General features: G+C 60.8%; 27 protein-coding genes. 9 read left to right on the forward strand and 18 right to left on the reverse strand.

Annotated elements, in window-relative coordinates:
* Positions 1–3: 3 nt before the first annotated feature.
* Both AC13RC_RS23320 and AC13RC_RS23325 read right to left on the reverse strand, forming a co-directional pair.
* Entirely contained in the window at positions 4–1,125 is a 1,122-nt protein-coding gene (locus AC13RC_RS23320; RefSeq protein WP_233788749.1) for an efflux RND transporter periplasmic adaptor subunit, read from the reverse strand.
* Positions 1,126–1,648: 523 nt separating this feature from the next.
* Positions 1,649–2,122, reverse strand: a complete 474-nt coding sequence (locus tag AC13RC_RS23325; RefSeq protein WP_113333372.1) for a VOC family protein — start codon at positions 2,120–2,122, stop codon at positions 1,649–1,651.
* Positions 2,123–2,311: 189 nt separating this feature from the next.
* Here AC13RC_RS23325 and AC13RC_RS23330 point away from each other — a divergent pair, with 189 nt between their 5' ends.
* From AC13RC_RS23330 to AC13RC_RS23355, 6 genes are all read left to right on the forward strand, one after another.
* Positions 2,312–2,842, forward strand: a complete 531-nt coding sequence (locus AC13RC_RS23330) for a GNAT family N-acetyltransferase (protein ID WP_488558572.1) — start codon at positions 2,312–2,314, stop codon at positions 2,840–2,842.
* Positions 2,843–3,000: 158 nt separating this feature from the next.
* The gene (locus AC13RC_RS23335) at positions 3,001–4,032 is read left to right on the forward strand and encodes an ABC transporter substrate-binding protein (RefSeq protein ID WP_488558573.1); all 1,032 of its coding nucleotides are present in this window, start codon (positions 3,001–3,003) and stop codon (positions 4,030–4,032) included.
* Positions 4,029–5,069 carry a FecCD family ABC transporter permease gene (locus tag AC13RC_RS23340; RefSeq protein ID WP_113390891.1) on the forward strand — a complete coding sequence of 347 codons (1,041 nt, stop codon included), beginning with the start codon at positions 4,029–4,031 and terminating at the stop codon, positions 5,067–5,069. Before AC13RC_RS23335 ends, AC13RC_RS23340 begins: the two co-directional genes overlap by 4 nt.
* Complete coding sequence (locus AC13RC_RS23345) at positions 5,066–5,827, forward strand: ABC transporter ATP-binding protein (protein WP_488558574.1); 762 nt, start codon at positions 5,066–5,068, stop codon at positions 5,825–5,827. Before AC13RC_RS23340 ends, AC13RC_RS23345 begins: the two co-directional genes overlap by 4 nt.
* Positions 5,828–5,978: 151 nt before the next feature.
* Positions 5,979–6,746: an SDR family NAD(P)-dependent oxidoreductase gene (locus AC13RC_RS23350; protein ID WP_488558575.1), complete on the forward strand. Its 768-nt coding sequence runs from the start codon at positions 5,979–5,981 to the stop codon at positions 6,744–6,746.
* A 123-nt stretch (positions 6,747–6,869) separates the two neighbouring features.
* A complete protein-coding gene (locus AC13RC_RS23355) occupies positions 6,870–8,081 on the forward strand; it encodes an ROK family transcriptional regulator (RefSeq protein WP_488558576.1) in 1,212 nt (403 codons plus the stop codon).
* A 5-nt stretch (positions 8,082–8,086) separates the two neighbouring features.
* Here the strand turns inward: AC13RC_RS23355 and AC13RC_RS23360 are convergent, their stop codons facing one another.
* The 14 genes from AC13RC_RS23360 to AC13RC_RS23425 all read right to left on the reverse strand — a co-directional run bounded on the left by AC13RC_RS23360 (position 8,087) and on the right by AC13RC_RS23425 (position 21,694).
* Positions 8,087–9,094 (reverse strand): phosphosugar isomerase, encoded by a 1,008-nt coding sequence (locus AC13RC_RS23360; RefSeq protein ID WP_113420134.1) that lies wholly within the window; start codon positions 9,092–9,094, stop codon positions 8,087–8,089.
* A gap of 68 nt (positions 9,095–9,162) precedes the next feature.
* Complete coding sequence (locus AC13RC_RS23365; protein ID WP_183813701.1) at positions 9,163–10,053, reverse strand: ABC transporter substrate-binding protein; 891 nt, start codon at positions 10,051–10,053, stop codon at positions 9,163–9,165.
* Between the two features lie 63 nt (positions 10,054–10,116).
* On the reverse strand, positions 10,117–10,905 hold the full coding sequence (locus AC13RC_RS23370; protein WP_183813703.1) for an amino acid ABC transporter ATP-binding protein: 789 nt from the start codon (positions 10,903–10,905) through the stop codon (positions 10,117–10,119).
* On the reverse strand, positions 10,902–11,768 hold the full coding sequence (locus AC13RC_RS23375) for an amino acid ABC transporter permease (protein WP_113390886.1): 867 nt from the start codon (positions 11,766–11,768) through the stop codon (positions 10,902–10,904). Before AC13RC_RS23375 ends, AC13RC_RS23370 begins: the two co-directional genes overlap by 4 nt.
* Positions 11,765–12,718 (reverse strand): BadF/BadG/BcrA/BcrD ATPase family protein, encoded by a 954-nt coding sequence (locus tag AC13RC_RS23380; protein ID WP_113390885.1) that lies wholly within the window; start codon positions 12,716–12,718, stop codon positions 11,765–11,767. Before AC13RC_RS23380 ends, AC13RC_RS23375 begins: the two co-directional genes overlap by 4 nt.
* 207 nt (positions 12,719–12,925) lie before the next feature.
* Positions 12,926–13,915, reverse strand: a complete 990-nt coding sequence (locus AC13RC_RS23385; RefSeq protein WP_113354645.1) for an NAD-dependent epimerase/dehydratase family protein — start codon at positions 13,913–13,915, stop codon at positions 12,926–12,928.
* 16 nt (positions 13,916–13,931) lie between these two features.
* Entirely contained in the window at positions 13,932–15,140 is a 1,209-nt protein-coding gene (locus tag AC13RC_RS23390) for a glycosyltransferase family 4 protein (RefSeq protein ID WP_488558577.1), read from the reverse strand.
* A 261-nt stretch (positions 15,141–15,401) separates the two neighbouring features.
* Complete coding sequence (locus tag AC13RC_RS23395; protein WP_488558578.1) at positions 15,402–15,845, reverse strand: PIN domain-containing protein; 444 nt, start codon at positions 15,843–15,845, stop codon at positions 15,402–15,404.
* Complete coding sequence (locus AC13RC_RS23400) at positions 15,842–16,108, reverse strand: type II toxin-antitoxin system Phd/YefM family antitoxin (protein WP_488558579.1); 267 nt, start codon at positions 16,106–16,108, stop codon at positions 15,842–15,844. The genes AC13RC_RS23395 and AC13RC_RS23400 overlap by 4 nt, the downstream gene beginning before the upstream one ends.
* A 100-nt stretch (positions 16,109–16,208) precedes the next feature.
* Positions 16,209–17,405, reverse strand: coding sequence for a glycoside hydrolase family 172 protein (locus tag AC13RC_RS23405; protein ID WP_113390881.1), 1,197 nt, complete (start codon positions 17,403–17,405; stop codon positions 16,209–16,211).
* A 27-nt stretch (positions 17,406–17,432) separates the two neighbouring features.
* On the reverse strand, positions 17,433–18,281 hold the full coding sequence (locus tag AC13RC_RS23410) for a carbohydrate ABC transporter permease (RefSeq protein WP_488558580.1): 849 nt from the start codon (positions 18,279–18,281) through the stop codon (positions 17,433–17,435).
* Positions 18,271–19,215: a carbohydrate ABC transporter permease gene (locus AC13RC_RS23415; RefSeq protein ID WP_113354640.1), complete on the reverse strand. Its 945-nt coding sequence runs from the start codon at positions 19,213–19,215 to the stop codon at positions 18,271–18,273. The genes AC13RC_RS23410 and AC13RC_RS23415 overlap by 11 nt, the downstream gene beginning before the upstream one ends.
* 62 nt (positions 19,216–19,277) lie before the next feature.
* Positions 19,278–20,630 (reverse strand): ABC transporter substrate-binding protein, encoded by a 1,353-nt coding sequence (locus AC13RC_RS23420; protein ID WP_152094532.1) that lies wholly within the window; start codon positions 20,628–20,630, stop codon positions 19,278–19,280.
* A 59-nt stretch (positions 20,631–20,689) separates the two neighbouring features.
* Positions 20,690–21,694 carry a LacI family DNA-binding transcriptional regulator gene (locus AC13RC_RS23425; RefSeq protein ID WP_488558581.1) on the reverse strand — a complete coding sequence of 335 codons (1,005 nt, stop codon included), beginning with the start codon at positions 21,692–21,694 and terminating at the stop codon, positions 20,690–20,692.
* 202 nt (positions 21,695–21,896) lie between these two features.
* On the opposite strand from AC13RC_RS23425, the gene AC13RC_RS23430 reads away from it, so the two are divergent.
* The 3 genes from AC13RC_RS23430 to AC13RC_RS23440 are packed head-to-tail and all read left to right on the forward strand — an operon-like array spanning position 21,897 to position 23,609.
* A complete protein-coding gene (locus AC13RC_RS23430; protein ID WP_488558582.1) occupies positions 21,897–22,487 on the forward strand; it encodes a hypothetical protein in 591 nt (196 codons plus the stop codon).
* Positions 22,484–23,047 (forward strand): DUF4352 domain-containing protein, encoded by a 564-nt coding sequence (locus AC13RC_RS23435; protein WP_145323591.1) that lies wholly within the window; start codon positions 22,484–22,486, stop codon positions 23,045–23,047. The genes AC13RC_RS23430 and AC13RC_RS23435 overlap by 4 nt, the downstream gene beginning before the upstream one ends.
* Before the next feature lie 19 nt (positions 23,048–23,066).
* Positions 23,067–23,609 carry a hypothetical protein gene (locus AC13RC_RS23440; RefSeq protein WP_488558583.1) on the forward strand — a complete coding sequence of 181 codons (543 nt, stop codon included), beginning with the start codon at positions 23,067–23,069 and terminating at the stop codon, positions 23,607–23,609.
* Between the two features lie 34 nt (positions 23,610–23,643).
* On the opposite strand, the gene AC13RC_RS23445 is transcribed toward AC13RC_RS23440, so the two are convergent.
* Positions 23,644–24,975 carry a hypothetical protein gene (locus AC13RC_RS23445; protein WP_488558584.1) on the reverse strand — a complete coding sequence of 444 codons (1,332 nt, stop codon included), beginning with the start codon at positions 24,973–24,975 and terminating at the stop codon, positions 23,644–23,646.
* Positions 24,976–25,032: 57 nt separating this feature from the next.
* Positions 25,033–26,175, reverse strand: coding sequence for a LacI family DNA-binding transcriptional regulator (locus AC13RC_RS23450; protein WP_488558585.1), 1,143 nt, complete (start codon positions 26,173–26,175; stop codon positions 25,033–25,035).
* Positions 26,176–26,276 lie beyond the last annotated feature (101 nt).

Raw genomic sequence — 26,276 nt, forward strand, 5'->3', positions numbered from 1 at the left:
ACCTCAGTTGGGATTTGCCGGGTTCGCGTTGGGATCGTTCGACGGCTGCACCTCGTTGTTGATGATGACAGGCGAGCCGTTATTCAGTTTCAGCTGACCGGAGGTCACCACCACTTCGCCCGCGTTCAACCCTTTGGTCACCGAGATCTGGTCGCCCCGGGCCTGTCCCGTGCTGACGAACTTCTGATTGGCGACGAGCTGCGGCTTGCCATCCGCGCCGTTGCCCTTGTCGGTCACCACATAGACGACATTGCCGTAAGGGTTGATGGTGACGGCTGTCTGCGGCAGGGAGATGTATTCCTTCGGATCCCCGACCACCACAGTTATGTTGCCGAACATGCCGGGCAACAGCTTGCGATCGGGATTGGGGAAGGTTGCCCGGATGGTGATGTTACGGCTCTGGGTATCGACGAGCGGGCTGATCGCCGTGATCTTGCCGTCGAACGTCTGATTTCCATAGGCATCCACCGTCGCTGTCACCGCCTGTCCGACCTTCAGCTGCGACAGGGCCTGTTGCGGCATCGAAAAATCGAACTGGATCGGATCGAGCGACTGCAAGGTGACGACCGCGGTTCCTGCAGGCAGATACTGGCCGAGGCTGACCAGCCTGATGCCAAGGTGGCCATCGAAGGGAGCGCGGATCGAATATTGATCGATCAGCGCCTGCTGCGACGCGACCTGCGCCTGCGCCGCCTTCCAGTTCGCCAGATCGCTATCGACTTGGCTTTGCGCGATGGTGTTCGCCTTGATCAGCTTGGAATCGCGCTCATAGGCGATCTGCGCATTCGTCATCGACGCCTTGTATTGTTCCAGCGTCGCGATCTGCTGATCGGCAAGCAGCTGCACGATGAGATCGCCCTTCTTGACGTCCTGACCATCCTCGAATCCGATCTTCTGGACAATGCCCTGGACCTGCGCCGAGAGATTGGCGCCTTCGACGGCATTGAAGCTGCCGATCGATTGCAGCGTCGTCTGCCACGGGCTCATAGCCGCCGTGATTGTCGAGACTGTCTGCGGTGGCGACTTGAGATTAGCCAGATAGGCCGCGATCATGCGGTTCTTGAATGCCTGGAAGCCGAAGATCCCGCCAAGGATCAGGCCTATGATGATCAGCATGATGATCATGCGTTTTATCATGAGTGTCAGCTCTACTCTTCGGGAACAGGACGGGAGGAATTCTGATGGCGTCGGTGTGACGGGATTTCACGGCAATCCTCCCGGAAACCCGCAGGCACCGAAGCAGTCGCAAGCACATGACAGCCCGCGGCCAATCTTTGCATCGGAAGCGACTTTTGTGGGGACTGGCAGGTTCGGTCAGCCAAATTCCTTGACCAAGGCGTTCATCACGCGGTCGTGCAGGTCGCCCACTGAAGACAGCGGTGACCTTGCAATGATTCCAGCTGGCGGCGTTCCGTGCGGCCATCCTCTGTAAACCTCACCAGTCAACCGCCATTGGCCTGCCTCTGCATTCGATCAAGGATAAGTTGTTATTATCCGATCCACAACAGCCGATTTCATATGCCTGAGCGCATATTTAATGGAGTCTTGAATAAAAGCAATCATAGCCCCGCGCACGCCCCCCATCCCAGATCACCATGACCTCGGCAACCTTGGGATGGGATGCGTGCTCGGCAAGCCGTTTCAGTCCTCAGCCACGCCGGGCCGCGTCGATCGCTGCCACATCGATCTTCTTCATGGTCATCATCGCATCGAAAGCGCGCTTCGCCTGATCGCCGCCCTCGCGAAGCGCCTCCATCAGAATACGCGGCGTGATCTGCCAGGAGACGCCCCATTTGTCCTTGCACCAGCCGCATTCGCTTTCCTGGCCACCATTGCCGACAATGGCGTTCCAATAGCGATCCGTCTCTGCCTGATCCTCGGTGTAGATCTGAAACGAAAAGGCTTCATTGTGCTTGAACACCGGGCCGCCATTCAGGCCGACGCAGGAGACACCGGCGACCGTGAATTCCACGACCAGCACATCGCCCTGCTTGCCCTCCGGATAGTTTCCCGGCGCGCGGATGACGGCGCCCATGGCGCTATCTGGAAAAGTCTCGACATAAAACTTGGCGGCGGCCTCCGCGTCCTTGTCGTACCACAAGCAAATCGTATTCTTTGCCATTATTCCGGTCCTCCTGCTCTCCATTTCCCGATCATTGAAATAGGCACCCAATCGCATTTCTCCACCCTCTTCAACGCCATTTCGGCTGGGCAAGTCGTAGCCTCTACCTCCGACGGGCGGTTTGAAGGCTCGGCCATGTCGGCCTGCCGTTCGCTTCGTGAAACATTCGCATATGAAAGGTGAAATCATTTGAGCAACTTCGGATCGCAGGTCGAAACGCCGCGGCTGCTGCTCCGCCGTTCGCTCCTATCCGATACCGCCAACTTGTTCGAATTTCTCGGCAACCGGGAAGCCATGAGGCACACTCATGTGGACGCGACACCTGCCGCCTGCCGTCGCAGGATCGCCGTTCATGAATGGCAGCATCGGCGCGACGGATATGCACCCTGGACGGTGATCAGAAAGGATGATGCAAAAATCATCGGCTGGGGCCGCCTATACGACGATCCGTTTGAACCAGGCTGGGGCTGCGAAATCGGATATTTCTTTCGGGATGCCTGGGGATGCGGATATGCATCGGAATTGGTCACGGCGGCGTTACGGCTGGCGGACCGGGAACTGCGGATTCGAGAGGTCCGCGCCTTTGCCCATCCTGAAAATACAGCCTCAAGGAAAATCCCGGAGATGGCAGGCTTCAGAATGGTTCGCTTCGTTCCAGAGATGAACCGCCTCCTCCTTTCCAGACCCGGACGCGAGGATGACACAGCCAACCGGAGCTGATGAAATACGTCTTCTGTCGGGAATGCATGGCGGGCAAAGTTTACAAATGCTCGCAGCATAATATGACTTTTTTCCTCTTGTTTGTGACCGGGCGACGAGGCTATATCGCGCGGGCGCTTTCGTCCGATCGCGCTGACCATAGCCACCGGGACATATTCGTGACGATATTGAAATCAGTTTTGACCGTTTCAGCTCTTTGCGCGGCGCTCGCCTTTGCCGCAACGGCAGCTTCCGCTGCCTCCACCAGCTATCCGCTGACCATCGACAATTGCGGCACCAAGGTCACGTTCCAGAAGGCTCCGGAGCGCGCGATCGGGCTTGGACAGAACAGTGCCGAAATTCTTCTTTTGCTCGGCCTCGAAAACAAAATGGTCGGCACCGCCTTCTGGCCCAACAAGGTTCTGCCGCAGCTTGCGGAAGCCAATTCCAAGGTCAAGCTGCTGACGGTCGAATTCCCGACCTTTGAATCGATCCTCTCGGAAAATCCTGACTTCGTCACTGCCGCGCTGCCGACCCTGATGGGACCGAGCAGCAAGGTGGCAAAGCGCGAGGACTTCGAAAAGCTCAATATTCCCACCTATGTTTCCCCCAGCATCTGCCCGGCCCAGGGCGCCTCTCAGGATAAATACGGCAATGCCGCCCGCAGCCAGGTCTGGAACATGAGCACGCTCTACCAGGAAATCGACGAACTCTCGCAGATTTTCGATGTCCGCGACAAGGGCCAGGCGCTGATCGCGGATTTCAAAAAGCGGGAAGAGGCACTGCGCGCGAATGCGCCGAAGGATGGCAAGAAGCTCTCCTATGTCTTCTGGTTCTCCAGCCCGTCGCCATCCGCGGATGCCTATGTCGGCGGCAAAAACAGCCCCTCGGGTTATATCGCCGACCTGCTTGGCGGCCGCAATGCCATTGCCACCGAAGCGGAGTGGCCGACGCTTGGCTGGGAGAGCATCATAGCCGCCAATCCGGACGTCATCGTCGTCGCCAGCCTCGACCGCAATCGCTGGGAGCTCGACAAGCCTGAAGCCAAGATTAAGTTTCTCACCACCGATCCCGCCGTCAGCCAGCTAGCCGCGGTCAAGAACAAGGCGATTGTCGTCATGGACGGCCAGGCCATGAATCCGACCATCCGGACGATCTATGGCGCCGAGCAGGTCGCCCAGCAGCTGAAGGCGCTTGGTCTTCTGAAGTGACCGACGTGTATCGAACCCTGAGGCAGCTCGCCATCATCGGCCTGCTGCTTTTTGCCTCTCTCGCGGCGATCAGCCTGACGATCGGCGTCAGCGTCGGTATCGGTGATCTACCGATCCCGCTTTCGACGACCTTCCATGCCATCACCAACAGGCTGGGATGGACGGGGATCGAACTTAACCGCATCCACGAAACGGTGATCTGGGACTATCGCCTCAGCCGGGCGCTCGTGGCCGCTTTCTGTGGAGCGGGCCTGGCGCTCTCGGGCGCGATCATGCAGTCGCTCCTTCGCAACCCGCTTGCCGAACCCTATGTGCTCGGCATCTCGGCGGGCGCTTCGACCGGCGCGGTCGCGATCGTCATACTCAATATCGGCGCGGGCGCGGTTTCCCTTTCGGCTGGTGCCTTCGCCGGCGCGTTCGCGGCCTTCTTCTTCGTCGCTCTGCTTTCGAACGGCACGCGAGGCGGCGCCGACCGCACGATCCTTGCCGGCGTCGCCGCCTCACAGCTGTTCAATGCTGCGACATCCTATATCGTGACGACGTCGGGAAACGCGCAGCAGGCACGGGATGTGATGTTCTGGCTGCTCGGCAGTTTCGGTGGTGTCCGCTGGCCGGAATTCATGCTGGTCGCGACCATTGTCGGTTTCGGCCTCGTGGCTTGCCTGCTCTATGCACGCGTGCTGGATGCGTTCGCCTTTGGCGACGAGGCCGCGTCGTCTCTCGGCGTCAATGTCGGGCGGGCGCGGATCTGGCTCTTCGCGCTGACCGCGATGATGACGGCAACGATCGTCAGCATGGTCGGATCGATCGGTTTTGTTGGTCTCGTCGTGCCGCATGCGGCCCGCTTCTTCGTCGGCCCGCTCCACATCCGGCTGCTGCCGGCCTGCGCCATTGTCGGAGCGATCTTCATGGTGCTGGCGGATATCGCCTCGCGCGCCCTCATCCCTCAGCAGGTTCTGCCGATCGGAGTGGTCACGGCGCTGGTGGGCGTTCCCTTCTTCTCTATCATTCTCTACCGGTTCCAGCGCGCATCATGAGCATCAAGGCCGACAACGTCATCTGGAAAATCGGCACAAAGACCGTAGTCGACGGGGTCACCTTCGAGGCGCCCGCGGGCAAGATGCTCGGCCTGCTTGGACCGAACGGCTCCGGCAAGACCTCGCTCCTACGTCTGCTTGCCGGCTTGAAACGGCCGAATTCCGGTCGCATCACGCTCGAACAGAAGGATCTGCGACGGATGTCCCGCCGTTCGATCGCAAGGCGCATCGCCTTCGTCGAGCAGCACAGCACCACCAACGCCCATCTCAAGATCATCGATGTCGTGAGGCTCGGCCGGTTTCCGCATCGCTCGATGTTTTCCGGCTGGACGGCGGCGGATGACGAGGCGGTCGAAGATGCTCTCGCACGCGCCGGCATGAGCGAGAAACGCGACGACCGATGGCAGAGCCTGTCGGGTGGCGAAAAGCAGCGCGCCCACATCGCACGCGCCTTGGCACAGGCGCCGAAGGAACTGATCCTCGACGAGCCGACCAACCACCTCGATATCCAGCATCAGATCAGCCTGATGCGGCTGGTCGCCGGCCTGCCGGTCACCAGCATCATCGCTCTTCACGATCTCAATCATGCCGCCATGTTCTGCGATGAATTGATTGTCATGCAGCAAGGCAGGATAGTCGCCTCCGGCACCCCGGAATCCGTGCTGACCGAAGATCTGCTGAGAAACGTCTTTGCTGTCGAGGCAAGGATCGAAGCCTCTCCTCACCACTCCCGGCCGCATATTCACTATCTGCGATGAGGTAATCCGGAACCGCCCCCTGATTGCCCTTGCCTCACCATGGAACCGAGCGCATCTTTCGCGATAATCTCGACAGGTTCGACGATTTCGAAGGGGATCGCAAAATGATCGCAAGGCGCCGGTCCTGGACACGCGGCGGATGGGGGAACACATGACAGACAGGCTCAAGGGCAAGATCGCCATCATTTCGGGCGGCGCCACCGGCATGGGCGGTGCGGCCTCCCGCCTTTTCGCGGCCGAAGGCGCGAAGGTCGCGATCATCGACAGAAATGGCGATGCGGCGTCACAGACCGCGCGCGAAATCCGCGATGCCGGCGGCATCGCCGATCATTGGGTTGCCGATGTTTCGGATGAAGCGGCCGTCAATGCCGCGGTCAAGGACATCGAGGGCCGCTTTGGCGCCGTGACCGTACTGTTCAACCATGCCGGCACCATCGTCATCAAGCCATTCCTCGAAACGACGCTCGAGGAATGGGAGTGGCTGCACGGCGTCAACGTCCGCTCGATGTTCCTGATGACCAAGGCGGTGCTGCCGGGCATGATCGCCGCCGGCGGCGGCTCCATCGTCTGCACCTCGTCGATCTCCGCCGTCGCGGCGACACCGATGGAGGTGCTCTATGACACGACGAAGGGAGCGGTTCATATGTTCGCCCGCGCCATCGCGGTGGAATTCCGCGATCGCAATATCCGCTGCAACGCCGTCTGTCCCGGTTTCATCCGCACGCCGCACGGGCTGCGCGAGGTTGCGGAGCTGCAGGCTCTCGGCGTCGATGTCTCTGATGCGGCGATCGCGGCCCAGCAAGGACGCATCGGCGAGCCCGAGGATGTGGCACGCGCCGCACTCTATCTGGCCTCCGACGAGTCCAACTTCGTCAACGGCATCCACCTCTTCGTCGACAACGGCTTTACCGCCATCTGACAGAATGGCATTCGCATGCGACCGTTCGAGCAAATCGATATTTTTCAATAGGATATGACTGTCAATTTCATGACACCGATGGTAAGGGAGCTTTACGAATGACTTCACTGCCCCGGGTGTCCTTTGAGTACAGCTTGGCAACAGACCGGAATTGACGCGCCGCCGCTGACGGAGAGCGCGCGGGCCGTGCTGCGAACCATCGCGAGCAGCGGCCCCGCGACCAGACCGCAATTGAGCGCGGCGCTGATGTTTTCGAAACCCACCATGTCGGCGGCCGTCAGCGAACTTGAACGGCACGACCTGCTCGCGCCGGTCGGCATCAATCGCGGCTCGATCGGACGAACCTCCGTCACCTACGGTCTAGGACCAAAGGCGGGCTTCGTCGTCGGCGTCGATTGCGGCACGACCCATATCAACGCCATTGCCCGCGGCCTCGACGGGACAACACTCGCGACCGTAGAAATGCCGCTTGTCGACAAATCCGCCGATGAACGGTTTCGTCTGATAGAAGATGTCGTCACACGATTGCTTTCCCAGTTCGAGGCCCGATCGACGCCGTTGCGCGCAATCGCGATCGCCCTGCCGAACATCATTTCCGCATCGCTGGAGAGAATGTCCGGCCGCGAAACCTTGATACCCGTTCTGGAACATTTGCAGGCCATCTACGCCGCGCCCGTATTGCTTGAAAACAACGTCAACTGCGCTGCCCTTGCCGAATATCACGAAGGATCGGCAAAACAGTATTCCTTCGCGATCTACATGCAGATCGGCGTGAAGACCGGCATGGGCATCGTGCTGGACGGCCGGCTTTTCCGGGGCTTTAAGGGTGGCGCCGGCGAAATCGGCCACCTGCCCTTTCCGTGGTCGCAACATGAGCGGCCGAAATGGCAGCAAGTGGAAACCTATATGGGATCCACGGCCCTTCTCGAGCGCGCGGCGCTAGATTGGCCCGAAAACGAAGGTGCGCCGCCGAAAAGCACCAGCGAGCTTTTTGCCCGCATGGAACAATCCCGCACGGCGCGCGCCATTGTCGAGCAGCACGCCCGCGATGTCGGAAACCTGGCCGCCGCCTGCGTCAGCGTGCTCGATCCGCAACTGATCGTGCTTGGCGGCGGCGTCGGGCAGAACCCGCAATTGCTGCCGGGCGTGAGGGATGTGGTGAGGGAATTGTGCTGGCCTGTGGAAGTGGTCAATGGCCAGCTATCGAACCAGGCGACCGTTCTTGGCGCCGTGCGCCTCGCCATCGACTTCGCCATGGCGAGACTTTTAGGAGAGGAAGGCAAGGCCGCCTTCCTTTATCCGAATGCGCTGACCGTGGGTCGCATCAGCATCTGAGAGGTTCACATGTCGCGTTTGGTATCGGTCTGACGGTAGCGGAATTCGCAGACCGGCAGGCCGGCATCCTCCGAGAGCGTCGCGATCAGCAACTGCGCGGGAATTGCCTGCAGAATGGCATCGCCAATGCCTTCGGAGAAGGCCGGCACATGGATGACGACGAGATTGTCGGCATCCGCGATATCGGTCCGCGCGGTGACGAGGACGGAGGGAATGCCGAAGCCGGCGAGATCGCGAGCCAGCTTCACCTCGCGACCGTTGCCGAACAACAGCACGCCGCTATCCCTGTCGTTCGGCTCCATCGGCCCATGGAGAAAGTTCAGCGTATCCCAATCCTGGGCGGCGACGCGCGCGGCCTCGCGGATCAGGAGCGCGGCATAGCCGGCCGTGCCGAGTGCCGTGCCCGCACCAACGCAATCGATTGACGTCTTGCCGGCCAGCAACTTGGCTCCCTTGTCGGCCTGGGCGCGCGTTTCGGTTAATACGGCCTCGGCGCGACCTGAAAGCTCCCGCCAATTCGCGCCGGACGGGCGACCGGCCTTGTCGATGAGCAAGGCCGCGCTCAGAAGCGATCCGAGATAACTTGTCGTATTCGGACCGCTATCCGCGCCGCTCTCGGTTGCGATCATATGCTTCACGACCCGCGAAATCGGGGTGCCGTCCGCCTTGGCGATACCATAGGAATGGGCGTTGGGACGGAGCTCCATCGCGCGCGCCGGCTCTTCGCTGCGGCCGGAGGCGGAAAAAGCGATATAGGCCTCGCCGGCATCGACGGATGGGTCATGGAGATCGGTACCCGGCAGGGCGAAGGCGCGCAGGCCCTGCGCGCGCATCTGCGCCGCGGCGACGACGGCCGCATAGAGGCTGGCGCCGATCCCGACGAGGACCGTCGGTCCACGCCTTACCGGCTCCAGATCGAGCGTTTCGAGCCGTTTGGAGACGGCATTGAAGCAGGTGTTGAGGGCAGCGGGCTGCAATGCGATCGCTTCGCGGTAAGGCACTCTGTCTGTCATGATCATTCCCATTTCGTTGCAAGGAATGGCGGCCGCGTAAGTAGCGGCCGCCTGCGGATTGGCCGATCTCAATCCAGCTTCATGTAGTCGGCGAAGCGCGCCGCATCGTTGATGGTGACCTTGTCGAGTTTGTTCTCGCCAAGGCCCCATTTCTCGAAGATCTTGGCATAGGAGCCGTCGTCGATCATCGACTGCATGGTGGCCGCCAGGGCATCGCGCAGCTTCGGATCATCCTTGCCGACGAGCATTGCCTGGTAGCCCACCGCATATTGGGCACCGGTCAGGAGCTCCAGTTTCTTGTTACCCGCCGGTTGATGCTGGAGGCTGTAGGCCGCGACGCCCGTCGTATCCATGGAAAGATCGACGCGACCGCTCTGCAGCGCGATCTTGATCTGGTCGTTCGAGGGAAACTGCATGACGTTAAGCGGCTTATCGGCCGGGCAGAGCGTCTTCTGCTTGTCCAGGAGCTGAAGCGGGATCGAGCCTTGGACCGCGCCGGCATTGAGCCCACAGGCGTCCTTCAGCTTGTGCACGCCCTTCGGATTGCCCTCCAGCACGATGATGCTGGTGCCCTCGAGCATGTAGTTGACGACATCGACGATCTTCTCGCGCTCGGCAAAATCGCCGAAGGCGGACATGCCCATATCGAAACGGCCGGCCTGGATGCCGGGAATGATGCTGGCGAACTGCGCCGGCACGTCGGTAAACCTAACGCCGAGACGCGCGCCCATCTCGTCGCGAAGATCGCGTTCGAGGCCGATGATCGTCTTATTGTCCTCGCCGTAGAAATCGTAGGGCGGTGTCTGCGGTTCCGTCCCGACCTTGATCTCGCCCGAGGACTGGATCTTTTCGGGCAGCATGGCGTGCAGTTTCTGGTCGACGCCCGCGCCCCAGGCCGTGGAGCTCGCGAGCATGGTCGCCAAGGCGAAGGTGATTGTCAGCTTTGTCTTCCCTGTCATTGTCATTCCCCTTTTTTGCTCGTGCACGTGAAGGACGTGCGGCCTTGTCGCGGTGCCTGCCAGTCAGTGCATCCGTCTCAAAAACGCCTGGGTTCTTTCCTGCCGCGGATTGTCGAGCACGTCGCGCGCCGGCCCTTCCTCGACGACGACACCCTGATCCATGAATACGATACGGTCGGCGACGTCGCGGGCGAAGGAAAGCTCATGCGTCACCACGATCATCGTCATGCCGTCCGCCGCGAGCTTGCGCATCACGTTCAGCACCTCGCCGACGAGTTCGGGATCGAGCGCGGATGTCGGCTCGTCGAAAAGCATCAGCTTCGGGCTCATCGCCAATGCCCGGGCGATCGCCACGCGCTGCTGCTGGCCGCCGGAGAGCTGATAGGGATAGGCGCTGCCGCGGCCTTCGAGATCGACCATCTTCAGGAGCTCCCGCGCCCGGGCCAGAGCCTCCTCGCGCGGCTTGCCGCGATTGAGCATCGGCGGCTGCGAAATGTTCGTCAGCACGTCCTGGTGAGCGAAAAGATTGAAGCGCTGAAACACCATGCCGATGTCGCGCCGCTGCACGGCCAGCTCCTTGCCGCTCATCTCGTGCAGGGCATCGCCGCGCTCGTGATAGCCGATCAACTGGCCGTCGACGAGAATGCGGCCCGCCGTCATTCGCTCCAGGTGGTTGATGCATCTGAGGAAGGTCGATTTCCCGCTTCCCGAGGGACCGAGCAGGCAGACGACCTCGCCCTTGTCGACGGAGAGATTGATGCCCTTCAGCACTTCGAGCGAACCGAAGGATTTGTGGACGTCGATCGCCTGGACGAGGGCCCTTGCCGAGGACGATGTTGCAGGAGCACTCATCCGTTTCTCCCTTCCGCGCCCATGAGGCGCAGGGCGCCTTGCAGGAGGCCAGGCGCCTGGTTCGTGGATTTTCCAAGCCGGCTCTCGATGACGAGCTGGATGGCGGAGGCGATCGTGGTCATCACGAGGTACCAGATGCTGGCAACGATCAGCAGTTCGATGATCAGGAAGTTCCTGGCATAGATGTTCTGCGCGCGCGTCAGCAGGTCCTGGGCCGCAACGACGGAGACGAGTGAGGTCGTCTTCAGCATCGAGATCGTTTGGTTGCCGATCGGAGGGATGATGACGCGAAGCGCCTGGGGAAAGATGATGCGCAGCATCGATTGGGCGGGCGTATAACCGAGCGCCTTGGCGGCCTCATGCTGGCCGCTATCGACGGCGAGCAGTCCGCCGCGAATGATCTCCGCCATATAGGCCGCCTCATTGAGGCTGAGGGCAAGAAGCGCCGCGACGAAAGCCGTGACGATCGAGTTGGTGTCGATATGAATCGATCCGACATCGATACTCGGTATGAAGAGCTGGATGTTGAACCAGAAGATGATCTGAACCAGCAGCGGCGTGCCGCGGAAGAACCAGATATAGAGGCTCGCGAAACCGGACAGCACCGGATTGGACGCGAGCCGCATCGTGGCAAGGATGGCGCCGGCAACAATGCTGATGATCATCGACAAGACGGTGAACAGGATGGTCAGCTTGACCCCATCCAGGATCGTCTCGTCGAAGATATATTGCGGTATGGCCGACCAGGCGATGTGACGGCTGGTGGCGACCATGAACGCCAGCAATACGACGACAGCGATCAGCACGACCGCGATCAATCTCTGCCCCCAGTTTCGTGCGGGAATGATCTTCCGGGAGGTCATGCGGCTCTCCAATCATCAGCGGTTTTCAGCTCGCCGTCGAGATGCGGCGGCGGCAAGGTGGCCGGCAGGTCACCACGACTGAGCTTGCGGGCGAGCACCAATGCCCCCGCCACCGGCGGCTCGTCGAGAAGGGTCAGCGTCAGATCGGGCAAGCGGTCACTGAGGGCGGTCTTGAAGGCCGCCAGAAGCCGCGGCTGACGGGCAATGACGCCGCCGCCGGTAACGACATCGCCACGCGGCGCGCCACGTTCCAGCAATTGCGCGGTGAGCTCGGCAAGGGAGGCACCCGCCTCCGTGATGACCTTGTTGGCATATCGCGAACCGGCATCCGCCGCCTCGAATACGAGCGGCGCGAAGCGGCCTATGCCGGCTGCCGATCCGATCTCGCCCAACGCCCGCCCGATCTCTATCGGCGACGATATCGCAAGGGCCTCGATGAGGCTGCGACCGAGGAGATCAAGCGGTTGGCCCTGGTCTAGCGCAAATCGGATGGTCCGGGCCGCTTCCCGCACAAGACCGCTCGCGCTTCCTTCGTCACCCAGATACCACCCCCACCCGCCGGATGCGATCATCCTGCGCGCGGCATCGCGCGAGACCGCAATTGAACCGGTGCCGCTGATGACGGAAATGCCAGTCGACTTGCCCGCCGCCGGCAGCAACAGCTCGGAGTCGTTGAGGACCAGCACGGCGCCGGGCAAGTGCCGGGCGAGCCTTGCTTGCAGCCCAAGCCGATCCTCGTCGCTGTCGCAGCCATGCGCGCCGACGACCGTGATCTTTGGGATGGCTCCGGTCGTCGCCACAAGCAGCGAAACGAGGGCCCGCGCATCCGCATCATGATCGACGCGAGCGCGCCATTCAGCGGTGTGGACGACTCTTTCGCCAACGGTTTCGCCATTCATCTCGGCGATGAGCTGCGTTTTGGTTCCGCCAATATCAATTCCAGCAATCATGCGTCCCGATCCATTTGTTAGGTAACTTACCTAATTATAAGAGACGCGCAAGCACTATTTCGCGGTTCGTCAGATCGGTGGATGATCCCGAGGTCGAATTGACGCGTGGCCTGAGCGATCGCGGTGGGCCGCCGAATTCAGATGGGGCACAACCGGTCAGCCCCGGACCTCATCGACGGGACGTGACAACCATGATTGGTGATGGGGTCAGATGGCGACTGCGTATGACGCCTGCTCGGCCTGAAGATATGCGAGCATGCGCGCAATCCCCTCCTCCAGACCGACCGTGGGGGTCAGTCCGTAGGAGCGTTGCAGGGCCGTGTCGCCGCAACGGTAAAAGACACCTTCCGGATGATTCGATCGCCCGCTGACAGCCGGCTGCCAGCCGATCCGCCGACTGATCGTCTCGGCCAGTTCGATGAAGGAAGTCGCGGTGCCGGTCGATAGATTGAGGCTTGCCCCGTCTGGAAGCAGCTCCCTGGTCCGCCAGATGAAGTCGATGCAGTCCGAGATGTGGATAAAATCCCGGCACTGACGGCCCGAGCCCCAGACGAAGACCTCGGGAGCGCCCTTTTCCGCAAGCAAGCGGCGGCAGATCGCCGGGAAAGGATAGGCAAGATCCTGATCCTCGCCATAGCCGCTGAACGGCCTGTAGGCGATGGCCCGCCGGCCGTAGCGTTCGACATAGAGTTTCATCAGATATTCGCCGGTCAATTTTGCCCAGCCATAGCTGAGATCGGGGACACCGACGGCGGCGTCGAAATTGATCATCTCCTCCGACAGCAGCCGATGATTGGCGACGGTCTGTAGCGACACCGGATAGGCCGCGCTGGAGCTGAAAAATATGACCGAACCGGGTTTGGCGCGCGATGCCCATTGCCACAGTTCCGCATCGACCGCCAGATCCTCGGCGACGTCGAGCGCGCGCGTCTCGAGCGTCAAGCGACCGCCGACGAGCGCGGCCAGATGGAAGACATAGTCGAAATGTTCGGGAGGCCGTGCGAAGAACGTCCGGCAATCCTCTTCGCAAAAGGTGAAGCGTGAACGCCGAAGCCGCTGCCACAGTTCCGGATGCAGCGCGCCCGTTCCCGCGACCAGGGAATCGACGCAGACGACATCCAAGCCCTCGGCAAGAAGCCGCCGGACAAGATGCCGGCCCACGAAACCGCAACCACCAGTCACCAATGCGCGCACCATCGTCTCCCCCCAATCACTATGCGGAAAAATCGCCCCGTCCCAGATAGATATCCACCATGCGGCGCCCCCATTCCGCCCTGCTCGGCGCGATGCGGCGGCCAAGGGCCAATGCCCCTTCGCTCAGCCGCCGCATCAATCGATCGTCATCCGTCGCCATCAATTTCTCGGCCAGCGAATCCGCATCGCCGCTATCGAAAACCAGGCCGGCGCCATTCTCCTCGACCTCCGCCGCGATCAACGCATTGCTGCTGACGATGACCGGGATGCCGGACATCAATGCTTCGGCGGCGACCAGGCCGTAAGGCTCCGGCATGCGCGACGGCATGACGAAAACGCGCGCTGTGCCAGCGATCTCGCTCACCTCTTCGTCGCTTAGCCAGCCAGGCACATGGCAATGCGGCAACAGCCGCCGCATCTCGGCTAGCAATGGCCCACGCCCGATCAGCGTTGCCGTCCTGCCCCTCTTGTTGAGCGCGTCCGCCAGTGTCTGAACCCCTTTTTCCCAGCACATGCGACCGAGGAAAACAGTGCGGCGGTTGCGCCACGCCTCGACGGGCGCCGGCGTCAATGGCTGCGTCGGCGTGCGCAGCGTCGTGAAATGCCGGAAGGGGCCAGTGCGTAGAAACGCCTCCATGCTCTCATGCGCCAGGACGATGCCCACCTGGCTCCAGAACCTCTCGCCGACCCCCTGCTGTGTCAGGGTGCGGCGGAAGCGCCAAAGCTTATGGAGATAACTGCGCTTGTCGCAATTGGTCGTCAGGCAGGCGAGAGATAGCGGCTTGATGTCGCAAACCTCGCCGCTGCGGAAATTGATAAGGCCGCCATTCGGGCAGGTCAGGAAGAAATCATGCGCCGTGACGATGACTTTGACCCGATGCCTGGCAAGCGCATAGAAAATCGAGGGCGAGAGGATCTGCGACCAGCCATGTACATGGACAACGGTTTCCTCATCCGATTCCCGAAGCAGGCCCTCCATCGCCTCATAGGCCCGCCGATTGTAGTTCTTCGCGAGGATATCGACGGTCGCCGGGCCTTCCCGAAGGGCGCGCTCGCCCAGCGCGACCGTGCGGATGTCGGCAAAGCGCGGCTTGAGGCCCTCGCCATCATCACCGACCAGCATGGCGCATGTCAGCCCGGCATCCCTGCTTGCCTCGAGACATTGCAGCGCCACCTTGGTCGCGCCACCGCGAACGATCGAAACATCATTGACAAGTATGAGACGCATGAGACCAGCAACTCGCCTATGGCATTAACCCGACGCGGCGAAAGAAACCGTCCTCTTACGTTTCGCGCCCGATACATAAAGCGCCCTAACGCAGCGCTTTTTCAATTCATCCATTCGCACGAGAGCATCCCGCTTTCAGGTTGAATCCACAGGATCTCTTTGATGCATGAAAGGGAAATGCCGGTAGCGCATGCTTACCAAGCCATGTGCTCCAGCTTGCTGTTTTTGCAATTGCCAGGACGCTCTATTCAAACCGGAGCATTAGCGCGCGAGTTGGTCTGGCGACTGGACGGGGATTTCAAACGGTAGGAAGTGTTTGAGATTGGCTGTGATCACGACGAGTCTATGAACACTTGCCGTTCCTGCGATGACTGCATCCGCCGCGCCTGGATTATGCCCGGCAATGACCGCCTTCGCCTCGAGCCTTCCGGATTCAAGCGCAACATCCTTGTCGACGGGCAGGATGTGATCACCATACCCGGCAATTAGCCCTTGTAGCCAAGTGTGAATCCCTGCTGCCCTTGTCTTCGCACCTTTTGCTTCCAATAACCGAACGCCCTTTTCGATCTCGTGGATAGTCAACGCAGAAAGATAGATTGCGTCCCGCCGATCCTGGTCATCCACCCATTCGGCAAACGTGTTCGATGCACTTGCCTTGGAGGGGGCGAACATGGAGATCGCGTTGGTGTCGAGAAGAAAGCTCACAAATCGACCTCACGAGAGGGAGCGGGATTTCTTGAGAAAACATCATCGCTAGGATCGAAATCACCCGGAAAGGTCTTCAGATATTGCACCAGGCTCGGCCGGCCGCTCCGGATCGCCTTTCTTGCCGCCTCGGCCGCCCTCACACTGACGACGACGGCTGCAGCGCGCCCGTGGCGCGTAATCGTCACGAACTCACCGGCGGCAGCCTGATCGACGACATGGGAAAATGACGCCTTGGCATCCTTTAAGCTGATCGTTGTCATGGCGAATCCCTAAAAGGTCACATATGACCTCTTTTAGGGATGCATTTGTGCAAAATCAAGGCATGGAATAGCGATTGTAGTGAAGTTCAGGCTGCCGCTCTCAGCCCCTCGCCTTCTTCACGGCGATCTCCATTTCCTTGAATGGCCGGCGGAAGGTCGGCACGCGCTCCGCGACCTCGGGGAATGCGCCGAACGGCCTGTGCGGCTCGGCCTGATACCAGAAGGCGACCGAGGAAATATCGTCGGAGCGTCGGTTGGCATGGCCGTGCTCGATGGTCACGCGGATGTGCTTCTGAAAGATCGCCGGATCTTCGATATGCCAACGGTAGAGCGTCACCGGCTCGGTCCAGTTTGGACCGCCGGCGGCGATGATGCCATGATAAGGCGCGCTGTATTCCTGGGTCGGGCACCATGCCGTATTGAAATAGTCCTCCGTGCCGGTGCCGTGCAGCGTCGGCGGCCAGGCGTCGTTGGCACCGGATGTGGATTCATCTCGCGGTTCGATCAGCCCCGCCTTCGGCCCGATGCGCGGATCGGGCTTGCGCACCGTGTCCGGCACCGAGAGCCCCTGTTCGCCATCGATGAAGATCATGTCATCGCCTTCGCCGTACCAATCCCACACCTCGGAGCGGCGGCGCGAATAAACATTGTAGAGAACGCCGACATAGTGACCGCGACCTTCGGCCTCGAGGATCGTGTAGTTTTCCTTGCCGTCGGCGTTCTCGCCGCCGAAGAGATACTCCTCGTTGGTGAGGCCCGTGTCGCTCATGCCTTGCGGCTGAGACTGGCGATATTGCGCGTGGAAGCGTCCCATGTCCTCCTCTAGCGTCTGATGAAGCTCGAGATCGACATAATAGTAGAATAGCAGGTCGTGTTCGGCCTCGTTCGTCACCGTGAGCTTCATGTGCGAGCCGAAGGGCATGGGGAAGTAGCAGTTGAACGCCTTGCCGTCTTCGGGACTCGCCTGCATCGGCAGGCTGGCGTAATTCGCCGTGCGGCCATGACCCATGCCGAAGAAATCGCCGATCGGTGCCTCGATGCTCGGCGCCGTCTCGCCATCCCAGTAGGCGCGAAGCACGATCTTGCGCAGGAAATTCTCGCTCTCGCAGGCAAGCGTCGCCCAGATATGGGTGATGATGCCGGCGCCCGAGTGCTCGGCGATCACCTCCGTCTTTCCCGGCTCGATATGGAAGCGGTCGTCGTTGCCGCCGGTGCGGTCGTAGCTCGAAAAGCGGCGCGTCCTTGCTTCGCGCAGTTTAGCCAGCCCACGCAAGGGTGAAAGGCCGAGATTGCTCATAGATGTCTCCTGTCTTGAGGAAAACGGCTATTTCAGGCCGCTGGTCTTCAGCGAGTCCATGATCTGCCGCTGGAAAATCACGAAGAGGACGAGAGTGGGGATGGCGACGATGGTGGAGGCCGCCATCATGTAGTTCCAGGAAGCCGAATACTGGCTCTTGAAGTTGGCGATGCCGACCTGCACCATCCAGAGGCTCGGATTGGAGGTGATCGTCAACGGCCAGAGGAAGGAATTCCAGTTGGCGAGGAAGAACAGGATAGCGAGCGCCGACATGATCGGCCGGCTCAATGGCAGGATTACGCTCCAATAGATCCGCCAGTAACCCGCGCCGTCGATCACCGCCGCCTCCTCGATCTCGCGCGGCAATGAAAGATAGTACTGCCGCAGCAGGAAGATGCCGAAGGCGTTGAAGATCGCGGGAATGATGAGCCCCGCGTAGGAATTGATCATGCCCATCGCCTTGACGATGATGAAGAGCGGTACGATCACCACCGGCAGCGAGACGAGAAAGGTCGAGAAGATCGCCAGGAATATGATCTCACGGCCTGGAAAGCGCAGGCGCGCGAGCGCATAGCCAGCCATGGTGTGGAAGAACAGCGCGACCATCGTCACCGTCGCCGACACAAGGAAGCTGTTGAGCATGTAGCGCATGAAGGGCACGCCCGTCAGCACATAGATGAAATTGTCGAGCGTCGGCGCTTCCGGTATCAGCGATGAGGAGAAGGATTCGGCTGCCGGCTTGAAGGCGATCGAGACCATCCAGAGCAGCGGGAACAGCGTCATCAGCGCCAGGATGGCAGCGATCAGCATCCATAGGCAGCGCACCAGCGTTACCTGCGATCGCGCGAGATAGGCGTTGGAGGCATCATTCGGCATGATCGAAACGTCCTCCGCGCGTGACGGCGAAGAAAATGGCTGTTACGGCCATGAGCGCGATGACCAAGATCGAGGACATCGCGGCCGCATAGCCGAAGGCGCCGAAAGAAAAGGCTTGCTGATAGATGTAGACGATCAGCACCGCCGTCGAATTGGCCGGGCCGCCCTTGGTCATGACGTAGATGATGTCGAAGGCCTGGGCACCGGCAACGGCGGCAACCATCGACACCATGAGAACGAAGAAACTCGTCGGCTTCAAGAGCGGCAGCGTGATATATCGGAAACGCTTGACCGGGCCGGCGCCATCGATCATCGCCGCCTCGTAATACTCCTTTGGTATGTCCTGCAGGCCACCTAGGAAGATCAGCATATAGAAGCCCATCAGGAACCAGACGCTGACAAGCACGACGGTGATCAATGCGAAATTCGGATCGCCGAGAAATGAAATAGCGGGAAGACCGAGGTTCGCCATGGTCTGACCAACGACGCCGATCTTGTCGATCACCATGAATTGCCAGACAAGGGCGACGACCACGAGGCTCACCATGTTTGGCGCGAAGAACATCGACCGCATGACGGCATTGAAACGGTTGGTCTGCTGCACGAGAAGCGCCAGCCCCAGACCGGTCACGTAAAGCGAGGGCACGAGCATGACGGCATAAAGCGCCGTCACCCTCGCTCCCTTCCAAAACAGGGGGTCGTGCCACATGCGGATATAGTTCTTGGCGCCGACGAAATTGTAGCCACCGAAGCCGTTGACTTCATAGACGCTCAGGGCGAGCGACAGAAGCATCGGCACGCCGAGAAACAGAAAGAGGCCGAGGGCGTCGGGCAATACGAAGAGGTAGCCCGCGATCCACTCGCGATGCCGGGCGGAAAGGCCTTTGCGCCTGCCATTCGCATGGCTTGTCGTCGCATCTGCAATTGTCGTCATGATCTCGTCCCGGAAGGAGAGACGGCCGCTTGAGCGGATTGCCGCGGCGGCCGACGTTTCTTTTAAAGGATCGGCGCGCCGCTATAGGAACCAAGGAACGCGTCGAGCTGCTGCGAGGCCGAGGTTGCCGCCGCCTGAGGATCGGCGCCGCCGAGCTGCGTCTGCTGGATCGCATCGGAAATGATCTTGTAGACCTCTGGCGGCACGCGCGGTTCGGCACGCGCGCCCGGATAGACATCGGAGGCGAATTTGCCGATCATGCCGGTCTTGAAGGCATCGCCGCCGGCGGCAAGAGCGCTTTCGCGGGGTGGCATGTCCGACTTGCCCTTGGTGCACCAATCGGCGACGCGCTGAACGGAGCCTTTATCCTTGGAGGCCAGCGCCCAGGCACAGAACTGTGCCGCCGCATCCGGATTCTTGCTCTTGGCGTTGGCGACGAAGGCCCAGCCGCCGCCGACGGTCACATATTTGCCATTTGGCGGTGTCGGCAGGCGGAAGACGCCATATTTGAAATCCTTGGCGTTGCTCTGCAATTGCGAGATGCCCCAGATGCCGACATTCTGGATGGCGCAATAGCCCGAGGCGAGGTTGGCGACGGTGTCATTGGCGCCGCTGCCCATCACCTGGCGCGGAGCCGCCCCCGAGTTGACGGCATCCTGCCAGAACTTCAGAGCCTGCACGGTGGCGGGAGAATCGAAGGCGCTCTTGCCGTCCTTGCCCTGGAATTCGCCGCCTCCCTGCCAGAGGAAGGGATACCAGGTGAAGTTCTGATAGTAGCCCGGCTGGGTCTCGAAGAGCACGCCGAAACGCTTCGGCGTCGTCAGCTTCTTGGCAAGCTCAAGCAGATCGTCCCAGGTCTTCGGAACGTCGTTTTCGTTGAGCTTCGCCTCTTCGAAAGCCTTGACCGAATAGTACATCGCCATCGGCTCGACTTCCATCGGAATACCGTAGATCTTGCCATCGACCATGCGGTTGGCGATCACGCTTTCGGGAAAATCCTCCTTGGCATCGATATGGGGCGTCAGGTCCTGCAGGACGCCACCATTGTAATAACGCAGGAAATCGCCCGGCGAGATCAGGAAGATGTCCGGCCCCTCGCCAGAGGCGAATGCGGTCGCGAGCTTCGGTCCATTGATGTATTCCGCGTTCGGCACATATTCGAGTTCAACCTTTTGCGGATGGCTGTCGTTCCAGGCCGCAACCGCTTTCTCGAACCAGTCGATCTGGCTCTGGACCGGGCCGCCCGGCGCGTAGAACTGCCAGAACTTCAACGGCGCGCCTTGCGCACGGACGGCCATGCGCGAAATGTAGGGAAAACCGCTCAACCCGGCAGCCGCGCCGGCGGCGAGGATCGCGCCGCTCTTGAGCACGCCGCGACGGGTGGCGGGGGCGATGAACTTATCCTTACCAGTCATGACTTCCTCCCATTTTGCATTACCGTCACCACTCTCCTCCCGGGTGACGGAGCCTCAATTCATGCGGTATCGTAGGCGTGTAGATTGCAGGGGATCACGTCCGAACGAGCGGGGCCGGCATAAGCTCCCGAAAGCCGCTCCAGCAGCATCTCGGTCGCGCGGTGGGCAAGCAGCGTCGGCGTGTTGCCGACCCTTGTAATCCTCGGCCTGACATATTCGAGCTGCGGCTGGTCGCCGAAGACGGCGACGCCGATATCCTTCGGCACGCTGATGCCACGATCGAAGAAGGCGGCGAGCGCTCCCGCCGCCATCAGGTAGTTTCCGAAGAAGATCACCGACGGCAGGTTGTCGCCATGGCTTGCCAGAAGCCAATCGACCGCCTCTTGCCCTGACGGACCAAGATAACTTCCTTCCCGCCGCAGTTCGGCGATCGGCTCGACGCCGTTGTCACGCAAGCCCTGCTCGAATCCGGCGGCGCGCGCCATGGCCTCGGCGAAGAAGGACGGGCCGGTCAGATGCGCTATGCGACGATGGCCCTTCTTCGCCAGATAGGTTCCCATCTGATGGCCGCCGCCGAAATCGTCGATCTTGACACTGTCGACCGCCTTGTTTGGCAGGTCGCCGATGAACACGGTCGGCAGATCGATTTCAAGCAGCGCGTCATGCATGCCGTGCAGCGCGAAATCGCCGACGATAAGACCGTCAATGCGCCGGCTACGGATCTGGCGGAGATAGTGCTCGCCGTGCTCCTGTGAATGGCCTCCGGGAACATCGGTATTGAAGATCAGGAGATCGACCCCGATCGCCTCGAGATCGGATTGCGCCGCCTGCACCATCTCCGGATAGAAGGGGTTGCGGATATCCGGGATCAGCATGGCAACGAGATTGGTGCGGCCGGTCCTGAGGCTTTGGGCGAGCGGGTTCGGCACATAACCAAGCTCCGCGATTGCCTCTTGAACGCGCTTGCGCAAATCCGCCGAGACACGGTCGGCATGATTGAGCACATGCGACACTGTGGTCGGCGACACTCCGGCACGTTTGGCAACTTTGGCGATTGTGGTCATGCGCGCAGGCTACGGCATTGTAAATCGATTTGCAAATGCTTTTGCAAATCGATTTACCAAGTGCCTATCCGGTGATATCAGCACATATTCCAGCGCTCCGGCACCACCCACCCTTGCCGTATCGACCGGCTGAACCAAATAGAGATTGCCGCCCGCTCTTCGGATGCAGGCCGCGAAAGTCACCACCCGATCGCATCAGGCAATGAATCAGTCCGCCATCAGCAAAGTCAACAAGGCGCTCCATACACGGATCATCGCCGGTATCGGCGGCCTTCTGGCGGGCGCACTCTCGCTTGGGTATTCGATCTACCAAACCCGCGAAGAAGCGGAAGTGGCACAGGTGGCGTCTGGCAAACCCGTCGATGCCGGCCAATGGATGGTGACGCTTCATTCCGGCCGCGTCGCTGCCGAAACGCCGGATGGCCGACACCTTCCCGATGGCAAGAAAGCGCTGACACTCGATCTGACCCTTGAGAACATGACGGCGGAAAGCTCGAATTCCTATCGGGGTACGCTGAAGCTCGAAAATCTCGAAAATCCGCCGGTCCCGCAATTCTATCTCGTCCGGGACAATGATTTGCTTTGGGACCTTCAGCCGATGATGCCGGAAAAGGTCAAGGTCGTCTGGCAATTGCCCGCGACGCAGGCGCTTCCCAAAGTGCTGAATGTCGCGATCGTGGGAACCACTTACAAGCCGAAGGACAATCTCTATGCCGCGCCGGGCTGGCTCAATCCGAACGACGTGGCGCGCGTCGGCTTGCCGCTTTCGGCGGGGCAAGGAGCAAATCCTTGACACGTCTCTTGCTTTCCGTGTTGCTCGTCGGCGTGACCGCCCTGCTCCTGGCTTTCCTGCAATCGACGACACCGAGCTACGCCGTCCTAACCGGTCCCATCGAAACGTCGGGACCGCAGAAGGACACCGTGTCGAGCAAGACGTTCAGCGTCAAGGTCGCCAAGCTCCTGCGCGCGAAAACGATCGCATTCACCTCTTACGGCAAGCCGGTCGAGCGACAGACCGACGGCGTCTGGCTGATCGTCAGTGTCGAGCTGCAGTCGAAATATGACACGATGACCATCCAGGCCGCGGCGATTGAAGGAGCTTCCGGCCGCTCCTACCGGCAGACCCATCGTGCCGATGGTGCCCCTCGCCTTCTGCCATCCAGGGACTTGCAGCCGGGCCTGCCGACCTCAGGCATCTTCATCTTCGAACTGCCGGAAGACGAAACGAGCAATATGACACTGGTGCTTTCCAGGCAGCCATCACCTCAGCTGGATTCGGAAATTCGCGTCAAGCTCGACGGTGGAAGCGTCGAGACCCGCGACCGCGCGGAGATCGGTAATAATGGCGTCTAGACGAGAACGACGGCTTTGGTTGGCATCTCTGCTTAGCCTGCCCTTCTTGCTCGCCGGCTATTATGCCATCAACGCATGGCGCAACGCCGAGGATTACATCAAGCGAAGCGAGCTGCGCGTAAGCGGCAATATCGGCGGGCAGACCTATGCCAAGGCCTCCTGGACACTCGACCAGGCAAGGGTGATCGGCGACGGACGTGACGGGAAAATGACCTTCCCCGGCCAGATGCGCCTGGTGATCGTAAGGCTGGCCGCGAGAGCCCAAGACGATATCGGACAGTCCTGGGCTCAATGCAGCCTGACCCTGACGGACCCGAAGGGCCGTCGCTGGCAGTCCCTCAATTTCATTCTCTCCAAGGATCTCAGCCGCGACCTCGATCCACAGGCCACTCCCATCGATGGCTGCGATACCGTATCGCGCCAGCCGCCCGCCAAAAGCGCAAATACGCTCATGGAGGAAAAATTCGTCGTGCCGGCCGACGCAATCCCCTCCTTGTCGGCACAGCTGAGCTTCGCTTCGACGAGACCGGACGCCATATCCTTTCCGCTGCGGCTGAATTAAAGCAGAGCCACGAGAGGCTGAACCGCTGCGTGCTTCAGCTTCCGCCGCGGCGCCATTCCCGCCCCTGCGCGAAACCGATTTCCAGAGCCGCGGCAAGCAGGCAGATCTTTATCGGCATGATGAGGACGCCGTCACCCGGCGCGCTGGGACTGCCGAAGACGAGCGAAATGGCCTGCGCGATCATCTGCCACAAAGGCAGATCGTGCGGACCGATCAGCCTGGAGAGGCCGTACCAGGCCCAGGCCGAGCTCCAATCCAGCAGCCGGTAAAGCAGAATGACTGATAGCATCAGCCCGAGACCGGAGCCGAGTGTCAGCCCGACACCCTCGGCCAAGGCACGATAGCGTTTTGCCGTGCCCGCGATGAAATGCGAAATGAAATCACGGATCGCCTTTGGCAGCGACCGCCAGCGCGAAACCGTGCGCGCCAACCGGCCCTCCGTCAGCGGGCGCTCGCCATTGATGTCGTAGCCATAGACCAAGGCTGCGAGCGTCAGCCAGACGACGGGATAAAGAGCATAAAGGAACAGGCCGCGCATTTGCCTGGAAAAGGAAAGCGACGCGTCCTCCGCCGTCGGCGGAAAGATGGTGGCCGCCGCGGCATCGCCGACCGGATTGAGAAAGCCGAAAAAATGCCCGATCGTTTCGGGGAGCTTAGCGACCCAGGAACGGATGTCGCCTTCCCAGGTCGAAATAACAAAGAGACCGATGAAGGCCCAGTTCGCCTCACAAACAACGATGATGACAGCCCAGACAGGCGCTTTCGAACGCGAATGCATGAATTTGGCAAAGCGCCTGACCGCCCAGGCGATGGCAACCGAGACGAGGAGCCAGGCACTGCTGCCGAATTTCAGAGGATTATAATCCTCCCCGAACGGCATCAGGTCGAGCGATAGCCTGGAATATTCCCTCACCGTGTCGCCGAGAAATCCCCAGGCGGCATAGTAGGCGAAGAATGGTACGAGGGTCAGCGCGAGTATCGAGGTAAAGCTGGGCGTCGCGGCGCCGTCGCCGGTATCGGTTTCCGGCGAGGCAGCCGCAGCGCGCGAGGCGGCGTCAAGCGAGGCCAACCCGGGTCGCACGGTCTCGAACAGCGCGACGATAATGACAAGCTTCAGGAGAACGACAAGGGCCAGGGTAGACAGCCCGGCCAGCGCATTCAGCCGGCCGATCATGACCGCCAGTTCGTTGAGAAGCGAATTTCCGATCAGGCCGAGCAGCCACAGCGCCATCAGCTGCGGCCAGAAGCGCCACAGCAGTCGCAGGGTGAGCGACGGCAGCCGGAACAAAAGCCGGAGCGGCGGGCGGGTATCCGGAGAGAGAACCGTCATGACGCGCAGGGTAGCAATCGAACCGTCAGTCGCCAAGACGCCTCTACAGGTTGCCAGGCGAACGGATCGCCCCGCGCCTGCCGGCGAACCCGATCAAACCTTTCGCACCTTGCGCCCGGTTCTGATGCCAGCCGGTGCGGCAACCGACGCACGTTTGACAAGCGAGCATTCGAGCTTGGTGATCTGGTAGCGGCGCTCTCGCGGCAAGACGGCCGTTTCCAGATGCTCGATCGCCCATTGGCCCATTGCCATGTGAGGAAGGACGGAGGTCGTCAAGGGCGGCATGAGATGACGGCAGATGTCCTCGTCGTCATAACCCATGACCGACATGTCCTCCGGAATGTGGAGGCCAGCCTCCTTCAGCGCTTCGTAGCAGCCAATGGCGGTGCGGTCGTTCTGGCAGAAAATCGCCGTCGGGCGCTCGCGGAGCGAAAGTAGTTTCATGGTGCCGGCATAGCCGGCGCTCGCCGACCAGTCACCCTCTATGACAAGCTCCGGATCGAATGGAATGTCGGCCGTCGCCAGGGCGCGACGATAACCGGTCAATCGATCCTGGGCGGCCTGCATCCACGGTTCGCCCGTGATCGTCGCGATGCGATGATGCCCATGCGAGATCAGATGCCGGGTCGCGGTCTGCCCGCCGGCGATTTCGCTCGGAACGACGGACGGAAAGGCATAGTCGGACGTATAGCAATTCAGAAGAATGATCGGGATATTGAGATCATAAAGATAATCCGGCACCTCCACCTCGCGGGTGAAGATCGTCATGTAGATGAGCGCCGAGATGCCGCTGTTGGTGAGCGCCTTGATCGCTCTCGGCTCCATGACGGGATCACTCATGGTCTGTGCGACGAGCAGAACGTTTCCGGCATTCCAGCAGGCCTGGCGCGCTCCTTCGATCGCGACAACCGCCTCCGGACTGGTTGCAAGCTGGTCGACGGCAAAGCCGATGACGCCATCGAGCCTCGACGGAGACAGCAGCGCCGGCGGCGCGGCAAGCACCGGCGCGACATAGCCAAGCTGGCGGGCTGCCTCGATGACCCTCTCACGGGTCTGCTGCGATAGCCGCATGCCCGGCGTATTGTTGAGGACGAAGGATACTGCGCTTTGCGAACATCCAGCCGCCTTGGCGATATCGGTCATCGTGACCCTCGTACCGGAACGACGGCCGCTTCGCTTCGTTGCCCTGTTGTCGGTGGCCGTGCGATCGCCGTTTGCGGCCGATATCTTCTTCACTGCGTCTCATCTCCCCTGAAGCGAAAACGGCCTACGATCCCCACGGCCGCCTTCATGCGCTAATTTTTATTATCATCAATTGCACGATCTCGGCAACCGGT

This window comes from Martinezella sp. CNPSo 3890 (assembly GCF_057784455.1).